This is a genomic window from Bradyrhizobium sp. LA2.1 (assembly GCF_040547725.1).
GTDB classification, from domain to species: Bacteria; Pseudomonadota; Alphaproteobacteria; order Rhizobiales; family Xanthobacteraceae; genus Bradyrhizobium; species Bradyrhizobium barranii.
Window position 1 is genome coordinate 190,463 of record NZ_JBEPQI010000015.1, and the last position, 18,648, is coordinate 209,110.

Consider the following 18,648-nt stretch of genomic DNA (forward strand, 5'->3'; position numbering starts at 1 on the left):
CTGCTAACGATTGCGCTGCCGTTTGACGAATGGTCGTTCGACATGATGCTCGGCGACGAACCGGCCGACGATCTCGGAGATGCCTGGTGGCATCGGCACGGCTTCGACCAGATTGCTGCCTGCATCGGTAAACGCCTCGCCCTCCGCCGGATCGGCCGTGACCGCGAGCAGCTCGTAGGGCGGCTCGGAACCGGTCGGGCGCAAATTGACCCACAGCGTGGGCGAGCCTGACGTGAGATTTTCGCGATAGTTGGTGGTTTCGGTCCGGTGCAGTTCGATCACGGCATCACCGGCATAGAACAACGTGACCTCGCCCTCGCCTCCAATCGGAGTCCACGGCTTCGCAGTCGGCTCTCCCGCAAACACCGAGACGGGCCGCCACAGAAAATCGGCCCACGCGCTCTTCGCCTTGCGCCGTTCGATTGCGACACCGACAGCAATGCGTGCAAGACTTGTCGAGACCAATGTACCCTCTCGCGATGGAGACGTGGTTCCTGCTTCCGAAGCCAATCCAGCGACGCTGCGCGCTCGCCCCCGGCGAGAGCGATAATCGTGCGCTCATGATACGGGCGTCGTCTTTTCCGATACGCGGAGTATATACTTCGGGGGTGAACGGGCCAGTAGGTGGCCGCTCTATTTTGGGAGCCGCGAGATATTGTGACCGTCATATCTGACACCGGCAGGCGCCTCCTGATCTGCTCGTGCGAAGGGACGATGCCGCTCGATGCAGACGCAATTCGCCGCGGCTGCCGCGGTGAAGTGACGGCGGCGACGCAGCTCTGCGGCGCCGAACTCGGCCGATTCAAGGCTGTCGCCGCCGAAGATGGTCCGCTCACGGTGGCCTGCACGCAGCAGGCAGCGTTGTTTTCGCAGGTTGCTTCCGAAAATAATCGTGCGAATTCGATACAGTTTGCCAACATCCGCGAGACCGCCGGATGGTCTGGCGATGCCGACCGCGCGGGACCGAAGATGGCCGCGCTGCTGGCGGCCGCGGCCGAAGTCACCGCACCCACGTCGATGGTCCAGCTGGAAAGCAGCGGAGTCATCCTGATCTACGGCCGCGACGAGGCCGCGATCGAGGCTGGCGACTTGCTGAAGGAGCATCTCGACGTCACCGTGCTGATTGCGCCGCCAGCCGCGATCGCACCGCCACGTAACGCCGACTATCCGATTGCCAAGGGCCGGATAACGAGTGTCAAGGGACACCTGGGCGCGTTCGATGTGGTGGTCGACGATTTCGCCGAAGCTGCACCGTCCTCGCGTCGAGCCCTGACGTTTGGCGCGTCACGCAACAACGCCCGTTCGAGCTGCGACATCGTCCTCGACTTGACCGGCGGGCCGGCGCTGGTTCCTGCCGACTTGCGCGACGGCTATCTGCGTGCGGATCCCGGCAGTCCCGCAGCAATCCTCCAGGCCGTGCTGAAAGCGCGCGACCTCGTCGGGACCTTCGAGAAGCCACGCTACATCACCTTCGACGCCGGGCTTTGCGCACATTCGCGCTCGAAGCGGACCGGCTGCACCCGCTGTCTCGATTCCTGTCCGGCCGGCGCGATCACACCTGCCGGCAACCATGTGGCGATCGACGCCAACATCTGCGCGGGCTGCGGCCAATGCGCGACGGCCTGTCCCACCGGCGCCGCGTCCTATGCGCTGCCGGCGGAAGACGCGCTGGTCAGAAAGCTGCGTGCCATGCTGCTCGCCTACCGTCAGGCGGGCGGCGAGCGGGCCGTTGTCCTCGTCCATGACGAAAGCCACGGCGCGCCGCTGATCGACGCACTGTCGCGGTTCGGCGACGGCTTGCCCGCGAACGTGCTGCCGTTCGCGGTCAACGAGGTCACGCAAATCGGGTTGGAGAGCATCATCGCGGCGTTTGCCTATGGCGTGTCGGCGGTGCGCTTCCTGCTGCGGGCCAAGCCGCGCCATGACGTCTCCGGATTGACGCGGACGGTCGCGCTCGCCGATCCGATCCTTGTCGGACTCGGCTTCGGCCCAGCCCGACTTTCCGTCATAGCGACCGACGATCCGGACCGTCTGATCGAAGCGCTCCGCACCGCGCCGGTCGACGCGCCCACTCCGCGCCCTGCGAGCTTCCGCGCCGTGGGCGGCAAGCGCGACGTGCTGCGCTTTGCGCTGGCCGAACTGCACCGCGCAGCGCCCGCACCCGTCGATGTCATTCCGTTGCCCGAGGGGGCGCCGTTTGGCGCAGTCGAGGTCGATACCGCGGGCTGCACACTTTGCCTGTCCTGCGTGTCGGTCTGTCCGACGAGCGCCCTGCGCGACGACCCCGAGCGCCCGGCGTTGCGGTTCGTCGAAGACTCCTGCGTTCAGTGCGGCCTGTGCCGGACGACGTGCCCGGAAAACGTCATCACGCTAGTTCCGCAGATCGATTTCCGTGCCAGTCGGGCGCCGACCCGGGTTCTCAAGGAAGAGGAGCCGTTTTGCTGTATCCGCTGCGGCAAGCCGTTCGGCGTCAAGAGTAGCATCGAGCGTGTGGTCGCGAAGCTCGAAGGCCAGCACTGGATGTATTCGGGCTCGGCGCAGCGGCTCGACGCCATCAAGATGTGCGGCGACTGCCGCGTCGGTTTCGTGGCCGAACAAGGTTTTGAATCTTATGGCGCAACTGGCCCGACCGTCCGCACCACCGACGATTACCTGCGTGACCGGGACGGGAAGCGCGACCCCGACGGCCGCTCCAACTGAATTGCCCGGTTCAGGTTGGTCCGAGCGCCGTCGCGCTATTCAGCCGGTGTCGCTGAAGCTTGCCTGCCTTCCGCTTCGAGCTTTTCGGCGAGCCAGCGGTCGTGATGCTCTCTCGCCCAATTAATATCGACCTCGCCGGTACCCATGGCTTCGAATGCGCCTTCCATGCCGAGCGTGCCGATATAGATGTGTCCCAGGATCAGCGCGATGAAAAGGATCGCGATGACGGCATGGGCGACCTGGGCGATCTGCATGTCGGCAATGTCAGTGCCGTAGAAGGGAAACAGTAGCACGAATCCCGATGCGGAGACCAGGAGGCCGGCCGCGACCGACAGCCAATAGACGAATTTCTCACCGAGATTGAAGCGGCCTGCAGGCGCATGTTTCGACTTGATGAAGCCCCCGCCCTGCTTGACCCAGTCGATATCGACTCGCTTGAACAGATTGTCCCGGAAGAAGAGCACCGTGATCAAAACGAGGCCCGCCACGAAGGCGAAGCTCGTGAAATTGTGCACGTACTTGGCGACCTGGGAGATGTCGGAGAACAGATCCGGGCCGACCAGCGGCCGCAGCAGGACCTTGCCGAAGGTGATGTTCAGGCCGGTCAATCCGAGCAGCACGAAAGAGACCGCTGTCAGCCAATGCGCGAACCGCTCGAAAGCCTTGAAGCGGACGATCGTCTGGCCGGAGCGCCCCGCTTCGATGCGAAGCCGGCCCATGATCAGATAGGCCAGCGCGAGCACGGCAAGCATGCCGACGATCACCACCGCCCCACCCCAGTGCAGCAGGACCTCGTGGAAATAATCCCAGGTCCGTCCCGCCGGCTGCATCAACACGCTGGCTTTGACATCTGGAATGTCGATCCGGCCCTGGATGCGCGGCGCCTGCTCGAGAAGCGTCTTCTGATTGGCCACACTGGCGGTCGGATTGGGCGCCCCATCGGGACCGAGCTTCTGGGCGAGCACCGGGGCTGTCGCGAGACCGAACAGCATCAACAACAGCGCTACGAAGCGAATGCGTGCGAAAGCCGTCATGACGGATACCCAATCTTCGTCCCTAATCGTCGCGGTAAGCGCAGGTCCCTTATGACTTGACGTCCTCGTGATAGGCGGTTGTCCAGCCCCAGGCTCCGGAGCCGTAGCCGCGCTTCTCGACGCGCTCCTCGTAGATCTGGGCGATGATGTCGCCATCGCCTGCGAGCAGCGACTTGGTCGAGCACATCTCGGCGCACATCGGCAGCTTGCCTTCGCCGAAGCGGTTCGAGCCGTATTTCGCATATTCTTCGGCGCTGCCCGGCGCCTCCGGTCCGCCGCCGCCCGCGCAATAGGTGCACTTGTCCATCTTGCCGCGCGAGCCGAAGTTCCCGACCTGGGGATATTGCGGCGCTCCGAACGGGCAGGCGTAGAAGCAATAGCCGCAGCCGATGCACAAATCCTTGTCGTGCAGGACGATGCCGTCTTCGGTCGGATAGATGCACTTGACCGGACACACCGACGCGCAAGGCGCATCGGTACAGTGCATGCAGGCCATCGACACCGACCGCTCGCCGGGCTTGCCGTCATTGATCGTGACGACGCGCCGCCGATTGATGCCCCAAGGCACTTCGTTCTCGTTCTTGCAGGCGGTCACACAGGCATTGCAGTCGATGCAACGGTCCGCATCGCACAGGAATTTCATGCGTGCCATTGGTCTAACCTCTCATGCGGCCCTGATCTGACACAGCGTGGCTTTCGGCTCCTGCATGCCGGTGGCAGGATCATAGCCATAGGTCGTCAGCGTGTTGTTGCTCTCGCCGAGCACGATCGGATCGGCCCCCGTTGGATATTTCGCCCGAAGGTCGGCTCCCTCGTACCAGCCGGCGAAATGGAACGGCATCCAGGCAACGCCCTTGCCGACGCGTTCAGTCACCTGCGCCTTCATCCGGGCCCGCGAGCTGTTCTCTGCACCGGTCACCCAAACCCAGCCGCCATCGACGATGCCGCGCTCGGCTGCGTCCGCCGGGTTGATCTCGACGTACATGTGCTGCTTCAGTTCGGCGAGCCATCTGTTGGACCGCGTTTCCTCGCCACCGCCTTCGTATTCAACCAGACGGCCCGAGCTCAGGATCAGCGGGAACTGCTTCGAGATTGCGCGATCGACGGCGGCCTTCTGCACGGAGAAGCCGATATTGGGCACGCGGAATTGCTTCGCGTCCGGCAAGGTCGGATAGTCGGCGACGAGGTCGGGACGCGGCGTGTAGATCGGCTCGCGATGCACCGGAACCGGATCGGGAAGATTCCACGCAATCATGCGTGCCTTGGCGTTTCCGTAAGGCGAACACCCGTGTTCGATCGCGACCCGCTGGATGCCGCCGGAAAGATCGGTCGACCATGACACCTTGTCGGGGTCGGCCGGATTGATGCGCTCGATCACCTCGCGTTCTTGCGTCGTGAGGTCCTTGTCCCAGCCGAGTTTCTTCAGCACGCCAAGGGTGAACTCGGGATAACCGTCCTTGATCTCCGAACCAACGGAGTACGAGCCTTCGGCAAGAAGATTATCGTGATCTTCCCGCTCCACCTCCTGCCCGTTCTCCATCACCTTGCGCTTCACGACGCGCTCGACTCCGAACCGCGCGCGGAAGGTGCCGCCGCCCTCTTTCACCGGAAGGTTGGTATTGTAGAGGATCGGCGTGCCCGGATGCCTGTACTCGGGCGTGCCCCAGCACGGCCATGGCAGGCCGTAATAATCTCCACCAACCTCCGGATCATCCTTCGGCGCCCGCAGCGTCACCAGGTCGAACTTATGCTGGTTTCTCATGTGGGCCTTGAGCCGCTCCGGCGACTGGCCGCAATAGCCCGTCGACCAGCCGCCGCGGTTGATCTCGCGCAGGATGTCCTCCGCCGAGACCGCGCCGTTCTCGACCTTGATGTTCTTGAACATCAGGTCGGCAAATCCGAACTTGCGGGCGAACAGGTACATGGTGTCGTAGTCGTTCTTCGATTCGAAGACCGGATCGACGATCTTTTCGCCCCATTGCAGGGAGCGGTTGGAGTTGGTGCGCGAACCTTCCATCTCGAAGCTCGTGCAGGCCGGCAGGAGGTAAGTGCCGTTCTTGCGCTCCGACAGCACCGACCACGCGGTCGGATAGGGATCGCAGACCACCAGCAGTTCGAGCTTCTCGATGCCCTTCACCGCTTCCGGCATCCGGGTGATGGTGTTGACGCCATGGCCCATGATGAACATGGCCTGCACCGGATTGGGCTGGCTGATCTGATTCTTCGGGAGCAGGGTTGCGTCGAACCAGCGCGTGCTGGGAATGCCAGGCGTTTCCATCAGCTTCTTGTCGGGGAAGCGCGACTTCATCCAGTCGTAGTCGACCTCCCATACCCGGCACCAATGCCGCCAGGCCTCCTCGGCAAGACCGTAGTACAGCGGCAGCGACGTGACATCGAGACCGAGATCGGTTGCACCCTGCACGTTGGTGTGGCCGCGGAAAATGTTGGCGCCTGCGCCGGGCAGCCCCATGTTGCCGGTGGCGAGCAGCAACAGGCAGCTGGCGCGGACATTGGCGGTGCCGGTGGTGAACTGGGTCTGCCCCATCGCCCAGATCAGGGTGGACGGCTTCTGTTTGGCGAACAGTTCGGCGACGTGCTTGACCTGCGCCTCCGGCAGGCCGGTCACGCGCTCGACCTCCTTGGGCGGCCACTTCGTAACCTGCTTCCGGACCTCATCCAGGCCATAGACGCGCTGAGCGAGGAATTCCTTGTCCTCCCAGCCATTCTCGAAAATGTGCCACAGCATCCCGTAGATCGTGGCGATATGCGTGCCGGGGCGAACCCGGACATATTCGGTCGCGTGCGCAGCGGTCCGCGTCATCCGGGGATCGACCACGATCATGTTGGCGCGGTTGAGCTCCTTGCCTTCAAGAATGTGCTGCAGGGAAACCGGATGGGCCTCGGCGGGATTGCCGCCCATCAACAGGATGGTCTTGGCGTTGCGGATGTCGTTGTAGCTGTTGGTCATCGCGCCGTAGCCCCACGTATTGGCTACACCGGTGACCGTCGTGGAGTGGCAGATCCGCGCCTGGTGATCGGAATTATTGGTGCCCCAGAACGCCGCAAGCTTGCGATTGAGATAAGCGGCCTCGTTGGTGAATTTGGCGGAGCCAAGCCAATAGACCGAGTCGGGCCCCGCCTTCTGGCGGATATCCAGCAGCTTGTCGCCGATCTCGTCGATCGCCGTCTCCCAGGAGATGCGCGTCCACTGTCCGTTGACGAGCTTGACGGGGTAACGCAGGCGTCGTTCGTTCAACACGTCGTCGCGAACTGCCGCACCCTTGCAGCAATGCGAGCCGCGATTGATCGGACTGTCGTAGTCGGGTTCCTGCCCGATCCATACGCCGTTGGCGACCTTGGCGATCACCGAGCAACCGACCGAGCAGTGCGTGCAGACGTTCTTGCGGGTCGTGACCGTTGCGCCGACAGGTGGCGGCGGACCGGCTTCGGCCTTGCGCACGCTGTGCAGCGCGAGCTCACCCACCGCGGCCAATGCACCGGCCGTGACTCCAGAGCGCTTCAGGAACGTCCGTCGGTCCAGTTTCGCCGATGCTGCGTCGGCCGCCGCATCGAAAAGCCTGGCACGCTCCGGACGACGATCGGACTTCCTGATCAGCACGGAAGTCTCCTATCGAGCGGGATAGCTGTTGACGCGATAGAAATTCCTGACTTCCTGGGAGTCAGGTCGATAGCGAGCCTTCCGCTTCTGATCGAGATCAACGGGCTTTGCGGAAGCCGCTGCCGGCAACAATTGGCCGGCACCCAACGCACCGGCACCGACAATTGTCAGCCGAAGCAAGTCACGTCGAAGAAGCTTTGGCGCTTGATCATTCTTCAACGAAGCACACTCCCTGTCGGGGTCAGGCCTTCCCGAAGGCTATCCGAGTTTTGCGCCGGACATCAATCACAGACCTGCGTTGCATAATCTGCAGGAGCAGCCGTGCACGCAGCTTTGCGCCTGTGTTACCGCAGCAAGCGGTCAATCGTCGTCAACATCATTGTTATCAGCCGTTCGGCTCTGCAGATTGTCGTGCGAATTGGAAACAGCGAAACATCGAGCAGGTGATTGCCGGACGGGTGACGTCACACGCGTCGCGAGTGACGAACTCGCAATCGATACGAATGATACGTCGACATCGTGAGCGATCGCCGAAATCCGCGTCGGGTCGGCGGGGCCGCGCCCCTTCGTTGCGCATTTGAGGTCACGCAACACAAGGATGCGATTTATCTAGCTGGAAATGCTGGGTATCCAGAAAAAGCTGGCGCCCCCGAAAGGACTCGAACCTTCACGGCCGTTAAGCCACTGGCACCTGAAGCCAGCGCGTCTGCCAATTCCGCCACCTGCGCATGCCGTTTTGGCGCACGGAGGCGGTTACCATGGTTCGGTGACGCGCTTGGCGCAGGACGATGCGCCTCTCTGGCAGCGTCAGAAGTCAACCGTCATTGACAACCACAACGTACGCGGCATGCCGCTGATCACATAGCCGGTCGGATTGCCGATCCAATAGCGTTTGTCGAAGAGGTTCGTGAGGGAAGCACGGAACGTGGTGGGTCGTCCCGCCAGCTGGGTTGCGTAACGTGCACCAATGTCGAACGTCATCCAGGCCGGGACACTTTGGACGTTGTCAGCGCTGACATAGGCTTGGCTGGTGTAGATGGTACGCGCCGTCGTGGTCAGCCCGGGCAGGAACGGAGTGTCCCACTCGACACCGAGATTGCTCTGCCATTCCGGAGCGCCGATGGCACGGTTGCCATCATGGAGGTGCCCTTCAGTCTTTGTCAGCCGCGCGTCGAGGTAAGTCACCCCTCCCAGGACGCGGATCCCGGGCCCGACTTCACCGAACGTATTGAACTCGATGCCCCGGTTCCTTTGCTCACCATCGAGACTGAAGATCCTGGTAGCCGGATCGGTCGCGCCGCTCGGCAGGCTGATCTGGAATGCCGCGAGGCTCGCGCCGAAGCCTCCGAGATCGAGCTTGGTTCCGACTTCATACTGCTTTGTCTTAAAGGGCGCGAACACCGCATTGGTGTTGGCGGCGCCGGACGGCGGCGTTGGTCCAGGCGTGAGGCCTTCGATGTAGTTGGCGTAGAAGGACAGCTCCTTGATCGGCCGAACCAGCAGCGCCACGGAAGGCGACGTGGCGCTCTGATCGTAGTGGGTCATTTCCAGGCCGCTCACGGGGGCATAGCTGTTCGCGATAACCTGCTGCTGTCGCGCTCCGACGATCACCTGAAGCATCCCGTTCATCATCGAGAGCGTATCGGCAACGCCGACACTTCTCAGACCGAGGAAATCCGACTTCCCCTCGGGGAATGAAGACACCGGGGTGCCCAGACTCGCCAGCAGGGTCGGCGTGTAGATGTTGGTAAGATAGTTTCCGTAATTGGTCTGACCGAGCCAGTCAGTGCGGTTCATGGCGCTGCCGCTGACAACGACCTCATGACCAACCGGACCTGTGTCGAAACGCGCCCGCACGCCGGCTTCGCCCGATACGCCGTCGTTTTTGCCGGTCTGGAAGCGAGAGGTCGAGAGGGCATCGCCTGCTGTGCTTAGAATGGTGGCGCCGGGGGCTTCCTGCTTGTCGAAGGTGAATTGGTTGGCGCCGATTGCGCCGAACACGGTGACATTATTCGACACATCATATTCGGCGCGCGTAAGCCCGGTGAGGCTCTTCGCGCGGGCATAGTCGAACGGCTGGGCGAGGTTGATGCGGGGGTCCGGAGCATTCGGCACCGCGATGCCAGTGACGGGCGTGTAGCCGCGAGCTGCCGCTTTCATCCAGTCATCCTGATAGATGACATCGGCGGACCACCTGAACCGCTCGCCCCGATAGTCAACGCCAAGCGAATCGACTCCGTCGCGTACCGACTGACGGTCGATCGTCGTATTGCCGCCATCGATCCCGCCGTTGAAACGAACGCCCCATTCGCGCTGTTCGCCGTAACGGCGCGCCACGTCGATCTCCGTGCCAAACCGCGCATTCGAGATGTAGCCGGCAGTCAGACGCGTCAGGTCCTCGTTTGCCCGTTTGGTCACGACATTGACGCTGCCGCCGATGCTGCCGGACGGAGCCATGCCATTGAGGAACGCCCCGGGTCCCTTGAGCAGCTCGATGCGCTCGATCGGCGCAGGGTTGATCCGGTAAGCCGGCACGAGGCCGTACAGCCCATTCAGCGCGATCTCGCTGTTCTCGACCCGGAAGCCGCGAATGGTCAGCGCGTCATAGCGATTGCTGCTGCCGATCGCCGCCCGTACCGACGAATCGGAATTGGTCAGGACCTCGGCGACGCTGGTCGCCTGCTGATCGCGGATGGTCTTTTCCGTGTAGCTCGTGAGGCTATATGGCGTTTCCATATAATCCCTGTTGCCGAGCAGGCCGACCTGTCCGCCCCTTGCGACTTGCCCTCCAACATACGGCACCGGCAACGCTGCCTGTTTTGCTCCAAGCGTGGCCGGCGCGCTCATCATTGGCGCGTTCTCACGTCGCTCTGCCCGCCGCGTCGTCGCAGCGCGCGATGTATTGGATGACCGTTGTCGCCGCGCGAGAGAGGCTCGCTGCTCCGGCGCGACGACGGTCACGGGAGGGAGTGACTGTCCGGACGTCGCCGATTGTTGGCGGCCCGACTGCTGTGCGACGGATGAGGTCGTGGTCAAAAACACTGACACGCACGCAAGCCCGAATGCGCGCGAGAAGGTCACGTCGTTAAGCATGCAGTCCCCGGAGTCTTTTCTTCTTGATGCCCCGTCCCAGACACGAATCGCTTGGGACGAGAGCGAATAAGCATTCGGGAAAATCCATGCCAACTAGAAGGCGTCTAAGCTTCCAGGTGATCCTGGCGCGCCGCTCTACGTTTCGATTTCACATCGCATCGATTGTTGGTAAGCGCGAAAGCCTTTTGCTGCCGCCCGAACGCACGATTCGAAAAACTTCGTAAGACCGCAACGCGCCGGATGTGATCGCGACGAGCCATGAGGCAGACCGCGCAAAACCACCGCGGTCAATTGTCACAGACGCGCAATTGCTGGGGACTCAAGACCCGACATGACATCGCTACTGGTAAATGCGTCGCGTATCGCCGCGCGGAAGCGACCCGACATGCGATCGCTGCGGACGTGGGCTGGCATCCACCGCTGGACGAGCATCATCTCGACGCTGTTCCTGCTGACCCTCTCCCTGACGGGCTTGCCGCTGATATTTCAAAAGGAGATCGACGAGGCGTTTGGTTCATCGGGAACGTTGGCCGAAGTCCCGGAAAGCAAGGGCGCGCCAACGCTTGATTCCATCGTCTCGGCAGCGCTGGCGAGACATCCCGGCGATACGATGATCTCACTCGAATTTGCAAAGCGGTGGCCGATCGTAGAGACGCGCTCGGCGCCAACTCCGGATGGCGGCCCCACTCGGATACACCGCGAGGCGATCGACCTTCGCACCGGTCAGCTCACAACGATGCCGCAACGGCGTAGTCCCGTGATGCAATTCCTGCACACGCTGCACGCGGATTTGTATCTGGGGCTGCCCGGCGGCTTGTTCCTTGCCGGCATGGCACTCGTCGTCATCGCCGCTGTCGTCTCGGGCTTGATACTCTATCCGCCATTCGTCCGCCGATTTGGATTTGGCACGGTTCGCACGAACAAGAGCCGAAAACTATTGTGGCTCGACCTGCACAATCTGACGGGCATCATTACGATGGCATGGCTGCTCCTCGTTGCCACGACCGGAGCAATCAACACCCTGCATGGCCCCGTTTCCACGTCGGTAAGGACAGCCATGTCCGACGAGATTCGGCGGCGGGTCGTCATGACCCAGGCAGGGCGAATGGACGAGGTCGATCGGCCTGGGTCAATCGAAGCTGCGATTGCTGCTGCCCGCGGCAAGGTGCCAGCAGCGCGAGTGATGTCGTTGTTGTTCCCGAACGCTGAGATCAGTCCGTCCAACCACTACGTGGTTCTGATGAAGGACGGACAAATGATGACACAGGAGCTCTTCTACGCGGTGCTCATCGACGCCCATACCGGTGGCGCGTCGGACGTATTCGAGCCGACGGGTGTCACGAAGGCGCTGCTGATCGCCGAGCCGTTGCATTTTCCGACGACGTTTCCCGGCCTGGCGCCCAAGCTCGTCTGGGCGTTTTTCGATATCGTGACGATCATGGTGCTGGTGAGCGGTTTGTATTTGTGGGCCAGCAAACCGGGCGGTCGCATCCAGCGCAAACGCTCTGCGAAATAGGAAGCGCCGGTGCCGGCACGGCGAGCGTATTCTTGCTCGCCGGGCGAGACAAAACCACCCGTGGCCAAGAGAGCCGTCCAACCACGCAGATGGGGCTCAACTAACTGGAATTGCTCATTTTCCAGAATTGTATGGTGCCCAGGAAAGGACTCGAACCTTCACGGCCGTTAAGCCACTGGCACCTGAAGCCAGCGCGTCTACCAATTCCACCACCTGGGCATGCCGTTTGGGGCACGGAGGCGGTTACTACGGTTCGGTGACGCGGTTGTCAAATGCTGCTTGGCACCTGCGCGGGGATGCCGATTGCGCATCGCAAACCGGCCCGATACAAGCCTGATAACACGCACTCTTTCCGCAGGAATGGACCGCAGGAATGGATCCCATGGCATCGAATCTGGAAACTCTCGTCACGGTTTTCGGCGGATCGGGGTTTTTGGGCCGGAATGTCGTCCGCGCGCTGTGCCGGCGGGACTACCGGGTCCGCGTCGCGGTGCGGCGGCCGGAACTGGCCGGGTACCTCCAGCCCTCCGGCAAGGTCGGGCAGGTCCACACCGTGCAGGCGAATCTGCGCTATCCGGCGTCGGTCGAGGCGGCGCTGCGTGATTCGGATATCGTGATCAATCTGGTCGGCATCCTCACCGAGGGCGGCGCGCAGAGCTTTGACGCCGTCCAGGCCAGGGGCGCCGAGACCGTCGCCAAGGCGGCCGCCGCCGCCGGCGCGCGCCTCGTGCATGTCTCCGCGATCGGCGCCGATGCGGAATCGCCCTCGCGCTATGCCAAGGCCAAGGCGGCCGGCGAAGCGGCGGTGCTGGCCGCGGTGCCGTCGGCCACCATCTTCCGTCCCTCCGTGATGTTCGGCCCCGAGGACCAGTTCACCAACCGCTTTGCCGCGCTGGCGCGGATGTCGCCGGTGCTGCCGCTGATCGGCGGCGAGACCAGGATGCAGCCGGTCTATGTCGGCGACGTCGCCACCGCGATCGCGGATGCCGTCGACGGCAAGGCCAAGGCGGGCGCGACCTACGAGCTCGGCGGGCCGGAAGTGCTGACCATGCGCGAGATCATCGAGGCCATTTTGGCCATCACCGACCGCAAGCGGGCGCTGGTCCCGCTGTCGTTCGGCCTTGCTCGCTTCCAGGCCAACTTCCTGCAATTCGCGCCGGGTGCGCTGAAGCTTACGCCGGACCAGGTCACGCTGCTCGAGCACGACAATGTCGTGTCGGAGGCGGCCAAGGCGGCGGGGCTGACGCTGGAAGGCCTCGGCATTGCCGGGGATTCGCTGGAGGCCATTGCCCCGCAATATCTCTGGCGTTTTCGCGCGGCCGGGCAGTTCCAGCGAATGAGCGTTTGAGGTTTTTCTTCACCTCGCCCCGCCTGCGGGGAGAGGTCGGATCGCTCTTGCGATCCGGGTGAGGGGGGGTCCCTCAGCAGTTGTATGCGCGGAGAGAGGCCCCTCACCCCGACCCTCTCCCCGTAAGAACGGGGCGAGGGGGCGCACTGCCGGCGCGGCAGCTGCGCAATTCCTTCAAGCCTCAAAACTTCAGCTTCTTGAACACCGCTTCCGGCAGCGTCTTGATGATCAGCATCACGAGACGCCATTTGCCGCTGACATACACGACGTCGGTCTTCTTCTCGACGGCGTTGAGGATCGCATCGCCGACGACCGGCGCCTCGACGGTGAGCGGGCCGATCAGCTTCATGCCTTCCGTCATTTTCGTGCGGACGAAGCCGGGCTTCACCGTGACGACGTGAACGCCGCCGCGGCTGGCGCGGGCGCGCAGGCCCGACAGGAAGGCGGAGAAGCCTGCCTTCGCCGAGCCGTAGACATAATTGGAGGCACGGCCGCGATCGCCGGCGACCGAGGACACGCCGACAATCGTGCCACTGCCGCGCGCCAAAAATTTCTCTGCGAACAGGCCGAGGATCAGCGACGGGCCTTCGTAGTTCGAGCGCATGATCGTGGTGGCGTGCGCGAGATCGCTCTCGGCATTTTGCTGCACGCCCAGTAGGCCGACGATCGAGACAACGACATCAGGCAACGCAGGAAGGCCGCTCACAAAACCCTCGAACGAAGCGGTATCGAGCACATCGAATGTGTGGAGGCCAACCTCGACATTGTAGCGCGCGCGCAGATCGGCGGCGTCAGGCTCGAGTGCGGCGACGTCACGGCCCGCGAGGGCGACATCGTATCCGGCCTTGGCAAAGGCGCGCGCGGCGGCGCGGCCGATATCGGAGGAGCCACCGAGCACAATTGCGGACTTGCGTGACGTCACGGCTTAAACCTCATCGAACAGGCGTTGTGAAAGTTTTGAGCGGATGGTCCCGGCGGGATCGAGCGATTTGCGGATTGCGTTGAAGCGCCGCAAGGCCGGATAGCCAGCTTCGAACGTGGCGCGCGACTGGCGTGCATCCTTGGCCAGATAAAGCCGGCCGCCGGCGGCGACGACCAGGCGGTCGATCTCGTCGAGGAAATTCAGGATGTCGCCCTTCACCGGGAAATCCAGCGCCAGCGTGTAGCCGGGCAGTGGGAACGACAGGATGCCGTCGCCCTGGCCGAGTTTCTTGAGCACCGCGAGGAAGGAGGCATCGCCGCGCCGGGCGACGCGATCGAGGATCTCGCCGAGCACGGCGCGGGCGCCCAGCTCCGGGATCACGCATTGATGCTGGAGGAAGCCGCGCCGGCCGTAGATGCGGTTCCAGTCGGCGATACTGTCGAGCGGGAAGAAATACGGATAGAGCGAGACCACATGACTGCCCCCGGCGCGCCTTGCACCCATGCGGTAGTAGAGCTCGTTGAAGGCGCGGATGCTGTAGCGGTTCAGCGTCATCGACGGCAGGTCGACGGGCACCGCGAGGCCGGGATTTTTGCCGGCGGGAAATGCACCGGCGCCGTCGGCAATCTCGCCCGTCCTTGCGTGCTCGCCGAGATAGATCAGCGAGCGGCCGAGATCACTGCCGCGCGCGGCACAATCGATCCAGGCCACCGAATAGGTCGCGGAATCGCCCGCATCGAGCGCGCGCATGGCGGCGTCGAGATCAGATGCGGAGATCACCCGCTCGCGGATCCACCCCGTTTCGACCGGTCGTAGCCGCATCGTCGCCTCCAGGATCACCCCGGTGAGGCCCATGCCGCCGACGGTCGCGAAGAAGGCATCGGAATTCTGCTCGCGCGAGGCCTCGATGGTCTCGCCCGGCCCGGTACGCAGCAGGATGCTGTCGACATAGCGGCCGAAACCACCCTCACAATGATGGTTCTTGCCGTGGACATCGGCGGCAATGGCGCCGCCAACCGAGACGAAGCGCGTACCCGGCACGACGAAGGGCAGGAAGCCGCGCGGGCCAAAAGTGTCGATCAGGTCCGACAGCAGCACGCCGGCTTCGAGCCGGATGCGTCCGGTCACGGGATCGAACGACCGGACCCGGTCGAACCCCGTCATCGCGATGGTCCTTGCGGCGCCGATCGCGGCATCGCCATAGGCGCGGCCATTGCCCCGAGCCACGGAGCCCGTCACCACGGCTTCGCCCACGGCCTCGAACGACCGCGGCCGCAGCAGCTCGCTATCGACGACCGGGAAACGCCCCCAGCCGCTGACGAGGGTCATGGCTCAGCTCCTGTGCCGGGCGCGCGCCGCCCTGCTCTGGAAACTGCCTACCGATCAAAAGCTTATATTGCGTTGAGGCGCGTCAGTGAGTTTTCGAGAGGTTAACGGCCGAGCGCCAGTGCGATCAGGCCGAGCGTGCCGACGATCACGCGCCACCAGGCAAACACCGCGAAGCCGTGGCGGGTGACGTAGCTCAAAAACGTCTTCACCACGATGATCGCGGTGATGAACGACACCACGAAGCCGATCGCGACGATGCCCATGTGGTCCATCGTCATTTCGGAGCGGTTCTTGTAGAAATCGTAGGCGAACGCGCCGATCATGGTGGGGATGGCGAGGAAGAACGAGAACTCCGCCGCCGCGCGCTTGTCGGCGCCCAGAAACATCGCGGCGACGATGCTGGCGCCGGAGCGCGACACGCCCGGGATCATCGCAATGCACTGCGCGATGCCGATATAGAGATACATCAGCAGCGGAAAGCGGGTGGCGTCATGCTCGCGCGCCTTGAGATCGAGCCGATCGACCCACAGCAGGATGGCGCCGCCGACGATCAGCGAGAAGCACACGACCCACGGATTGAACAGCAGGCTCTTGATGTATTTGCCGGCGACGAGGCCGACGATGACCGCGGGCAGGAACGCCACCAGCACGCCGATCACGAAGCGGCGCGCATAGGCGTCGCCGGTGAACATGCCGATCGCGACGTCCCACAATTTCTTGAAGTACAGCACGACGATCGCAAGGATCGCACCGAGCTGGATCAGAACGGTAAACGAATCCCAGAAGGCGCCTTCGCCGAGATGGAAGAAGCGCTCCGCGAGCAGAAGGTGGCCGGTCGAGGACACGGGAAGGAACTCGGTCACACCCTCGATGATGCCGAGGATCACTGCCCGTATTGCGTCTGACATATTTACGGTCCATTTCCGCTGGAAAAGCGGGGCTCTTCTCGCCTATTCGTCCTGCTCTCGCAATCGCAAAATGCGACGTCACGCCCTTGCCTCGCGGTTTTGAAGGACTAGTGTGGCGCCGCACAAACATTGATGGATTCTTAATCACCATCAAATAGTCAAAGGCTTCATGTTTACGCTGTTTCATCATCCGTTCTGCCCGCACTCGCGTTTCATCCGCCTGATCGCGGGAGAATACGGGCTCGAACTGCGGCTGGTCGAAGAGCGCAGCTGGGAGCGGCGCGAGGCGTTTCTGCTGCTCAATGCGGCCGGCACCACGCCCGTCCTGGTGGACAAGGAACAATCGCCCATACCGGGCGCCGCGATCATCGCCGAATATGTCGACGAGGCCTATGGCGCCGACATGGGACCGAAGCGCCTGATGCCGGAAACGGTCGCCGAGCGCGTCGAGGTGCGCCGGCTGATGGCCTGGTTCAATGAGAAATTCTTCGAGGAGGTCTCGCATCCTCTGGTCACCGAGCGGATCTACAAGCGCTTCATGAGCGAGGAGAACGGCGGCGGCGCGCCCTCGGCCGACGTGATGCGAGCCGCCAAGGCCAACGTGCGCTATCATCTGGCCTACATCGGCTGGCTGGCGCAGACGCGGAACTTCCTCGCCGGCGACCGGCTCACCTACGCGGATCTCGCCGCCGCGGCGCATCTCTCGGCGATCGACTATCTGGGCGACGTGCCATGGAGCGAGGACGACGCAGCAAAGGCGTGGTACGCGCGGGTGAAATCCCGCCCGTCGTTCCGTCCGCTGCTGAGCGAATGGCTGGCGGGCGTGCCGGCATCGCGAACCTACGTGGACCTCGACTTCTGAACTCGGATCCGACCGAATTGAAGACGGCGCTTGCAAACGAGGCACGCGCGCTCGGCTTCGACTGCATCGGCATCACCGCATCCGGCACGATCGAAAACGCTGGGAAGCATTTTCTCGAATTCATCGCCTCGGGCGGCCATGGCGACATGGACTGGCTTGCAGCACACCCCGAGCGCCGCGTCGATCCGCGCGGGCTGTGGCAGGACGTGCGCAGCGTCATCATGCTCGGCGTCAATTACGGGCCCGACCAGGATCCGCTCGCGATCCTGCAGCAGCGCACGCGCGCCGCGATTTCGGTCTATGCGCAGGGCGACGACTACCATGATCTGATCAAGAAGCGTCTGAAGGCATTGGCGCGCTGGCTGGTGGCGACCGCGCCATCGGACGTCAAGGTGTTCGTCGACACCGCGGCGGTGATGGAGAAGCCGTTGGCGCAAGCCGCGCATCTCGGCTGGCAGGGCAAGCACACCAATCTCGTCTCACGCGAGTTCGGCTCCTGGCTATTCCTCGGCGCGATCTACACGACGCTCGAGCTGCCGCGCGACGACGCCGAGATCGATCATTGCGGCTCATGCCAGGCGTGCCTCGACATCTGCCCGACCGCGGCGTTTCCGGCACCCTACAAGCTCGATGCGCGGCGCTGCATCTCGTATCTCACCATCGAGAACAAGGGGCCGATCCCGCGCGAGTTTCGCAAAGCCATCGGCAACCGCATCTATGGCTGCGACGATTGCCTTGCGGCCTGTCCCTGGAACAAGTTCGCGCAGGAGGGACGCGAGGCAAAGCTCGCCGCGCGCGACGAATTGCGCGCGCCGTCGCTCGCCGAACTCGCACGCCTCGACGATGCATCGTTTCGCGCGCTGTTCACGAAGTCGCCGGTCAAGCGTATCGGCCGCGACCGTTTTTTACGGAACGTGCTGATCGCGATTGGCAACTCCGGTGAGGCAGCGCTGGCGGAAGAAGCGCGGCGATTGCTGGGCGATGAGAGCGCGTTGGTGCGTGGCGCTGCGGTGTGGGCGCTGGAGCAGCTGGTGTCGCGCGGAGAGTTTGAGGCGATGCGGTCTGCCTCGATGAGCACGGAGCGCGACGACGGCGTGCGTGAGGAGTGGCAGGCCGCTTCCCAACTCTCCACTGTCATGCCCCGCGAAGGCGGGGCATCCAGTACGCCGCGGCCTCTCGATTGAACCACAATCGTCTCGGAGTACTGGATCGCCCGGTCAAGTGTTCAGCCCGGGGACATGACCGACGGGTGTTCGGGGACATAGCCGACACATCATAGTGCACGGATTTGGCAGCGTGGGAGGCCAAGTCCATGCC

13 protein-coding genes and 2 tRNA genes are annotated in these 18,648 nt (G+C 63.3%); 5 read left to right on the top strand and 10 right to left on the bottom strand.

The window, feature by feature from the left end:
* Nucleotides 1–3: 3 nt before the first annotated feature.
* Nucleotides 4–465 carry a DUF3305 domain-containing protein gene (locus ABIB95_RS27815; RefSeq protein ID WP_028148838.1) on the bottom strand — a complete coding sequence of 154 codons (462 nt, stop codon included), beginning with the start codon at nucleotides 463–465 and terminating at the stop codon, nucleotides 4–6.
* A gap of 249 nt (nucleotides 466–714) precedes the next feature.
* Here ABIB95_RS27815 and ABIB95_RS27820 point away from each other — a divergent pair, with 249 nt between their 5' ends.
* Nucleotides 715–2,700 (top strand): 4Fe-4S binding protein, encoded by a 1,986-nt coding sequence (locus ABIB95_RS27820; RefSeq protein WP_354243956.1) that lies wholly within the window; start codon nucleotides 715–717, stop codon nucleotides 2,698–2,700.
* Nucleotides 2,701–2,735: 35 nt separating this feature from the next.
* On the opposite strand, the gene ABIB95_RS27825 is transcribed toward ABIB95_RS27820, so the two are convergent.
* The 5 genes from ABIB95_RS27825 to ABIB95_RS27845 all read right to left on the bottom strand — a co-directional run bounded on the left by ABIB95_RS27825 (nucleotide 2,736) and on the right by ABIB95_RS27845 (nucleotide 10,203).
* Nucleotides 2,736–3,734 (bottom strand): formate dehydrogenase subunit gamma, encoded by a 999-nt coding sequence (locus tag ABIB95_RS27825; protein WP_354243959.1) that lies wholly within the window; start codon nucleotides 3,732–3,734, stop codon nucleotides 2,736–2,738.
* A gap of 49 nt (nucleotides 3,735–3,783) precedes the next feature.
* Nucleotides 3,784–4,386, bottom strand: coding sequence for a formate dehydrogenase FDH3 subunit beta (fdh3B, locus tag ABIB95_RS27830; RefSeq protein ID WP_014490880.1), 603 nt, complete (start codon nucleotides 4,384–4,386; stop codon nucleotides 3,784–3,786).
* A gap of 12 nt (nucleotides 4,387–4,398) precedes the next feature.
* Nucleotides 4,399–7,353 carry a formate dehydrogenase subunit alpha gene (locus tag ABIB95_RS27835; protein ID WP_354243963.1) on the bottom strand — a complete coding sequence of 985 codons (2,955 nt, stop codon included), beginning with the start codon at nucleotides 7,351–7,353 and terminating at the stop codon, nucleotides 4,399–4,401.
* 641 nt (nucleotides 7,354–7,994) lie between these two features.
* Nucleotides 7,995–8,075 (bottom strand) — tRNA-Leu (locus ABIB95_RS27840).
* 85 nt (nucleotides 8,076–8,160) lie between these two features.
* Nucleotides 8,161–10,203 carry a TonB-dependent receptor gene (locus tag ABIB95_RS27845; RefSeq protein WP_354243966.1) on the bottom strand — a complete coding sequence of 681 codons (2,043 nt, stop codon included), beginning with the start codon at nucleotides 10,201–10,203 and terminating at the stop codon, nucleotides 8,161–8,163.
* 574 nt (nucleotides 10,204–10,777) lie between these two features.
* Here ABIB95_RS27845 and ABIB95_RS27850 point away from each other — a divergent pair.
* Nucleotides 10,778–11,962 carry a PepSY-associated TM helix domain-containing protein gene (locus ABIB95_RS27850; RefSeq protein WP_354243968.1) on the top strand — a complete coding sequence of 395 codons (1,185 nt, stop codon included), beginning with the start codon at nucleotides 10,778–10,780 and terminating at the stop codon, nucleotides 11,960–11,962.
* A gap of 132 nt (nucleotides 11,963–12,094) precedes the next feature.
* On the opposite strand, the gene ABIB95_RS27855 is transcribed toward ABIB95_RS27850, so the two are convergent.
* Nucleotides 12,095–12,181, bottom strand: a tRNA-Leu gene (locus ABIB95_RS27855).
* Nucleotides 12,182–12,344: 163 nt separating this feature from the next.
* Between ABIB95_RS27855 and ABIB95_RS27860 the strand changes: the two genes are divergently transcribed.
* The gene (locus ABIB95_RS27860) at nucleotides 12,345–13,310 is read left to right on the top strand and encodes a complex I NDUFA9 subunit family protein (protein ID WP_135214016.1); all 966 of its coding nucleotides are present in this window, start codon (nucleotides 12,345–12,347) and stop codon (nucleotides 13,308–13,310) included.
* Between the two features lie 181 nt (nucleotides 13,311–13,491).
* Here ABIB95_RS27860 and ABIB95_RS27865 read toward each other — a convergent pair whose 3' ends face one another.
* The 3 genes from ABIB95_RS27865 to ABIB95_RS27875 all read right to left on the bottom strand — a co-directional run bounded on the left by ABIB95_RS27865 (nucleotide 13,492) and on the right by ABIB95_RS27875 (nucleotide 16,469).
* Nucleotides 13,492–14,232: an SDR family oxidoreductase gene (locus ABIB95_RS27865; protein WP_354243972.1), complete on the bottom strand. Its 741-nt coding sequence runs from the start codon at nucleotides 14,230–14,232 to the stop codon at nucleotides 13,492–13,494.
* 3 nt (nucleotides 14,233–14,235) lie between these two features.
* On the bottom strand, nucleotides 14,236–15,561 hold the full coding sequence (locus tag ABIB95_RS27870; RefSeq protein ID WP_354243975.1) for an FAD-binding oxidoreductase: 1,326 nt from the start codon (nucleotides 15,559–15,561) through the stop codon (nucleotides 14,236–14,238).
* A gap of 101 nt (nucleotides 15,562–15,662) precedes the next feature.
* Nucleotides 15,663–16,469 (bottom strand): undecaprenyl-diphosphate phosphatase, encoded by an 807-nt coding sequence (locus ABIB95_RS27875; protein WP_063980219.1) that lies wholly within the window; start codon nucleotides 16,467–16,469, stop codon nucleotides 15,663–15,665.
* Nucleotides 16,470–16,638: 169 nt separating this feature from the next.
* Between ABIB95_RS27875 and ABIB95_RS27880 the strand changes: the two genes are divergently transcribed.
* Both ABIB95_RS27880 and queG read left to right on the top strand, forming a co-directional pair.
* Complete coding sequence (locus tag ABIB95_RS27880; protein WP_063980220.1) at nucleotides 16,639–17,331, top strand: glutathione S-transferase family protein; 693 nt, start codon at nucleotides 16,639–16,641, stop codon at nucleotides 17,329–17,331.
* Nucleotides 17,280–18,515 (top strand): tRNA epoxyqueuosine(34) reductase QueG, encoded by a 1,236-nt coding sequence (gene queG / locus ABIB95_RS27885; RefSeq protein ID WP_354243977.1) that lies wholly within the window; start codon nucleotides 17,280–17,282, stop codon nucleotides 18,513–18,515. The genes ABIB95_RS27880 and queG overlap by 52 nt, the downstream gene beginning before the upstream one ends.
* Nucleotides 18,516–18,648: the final 133 nt, after the last annotated feature.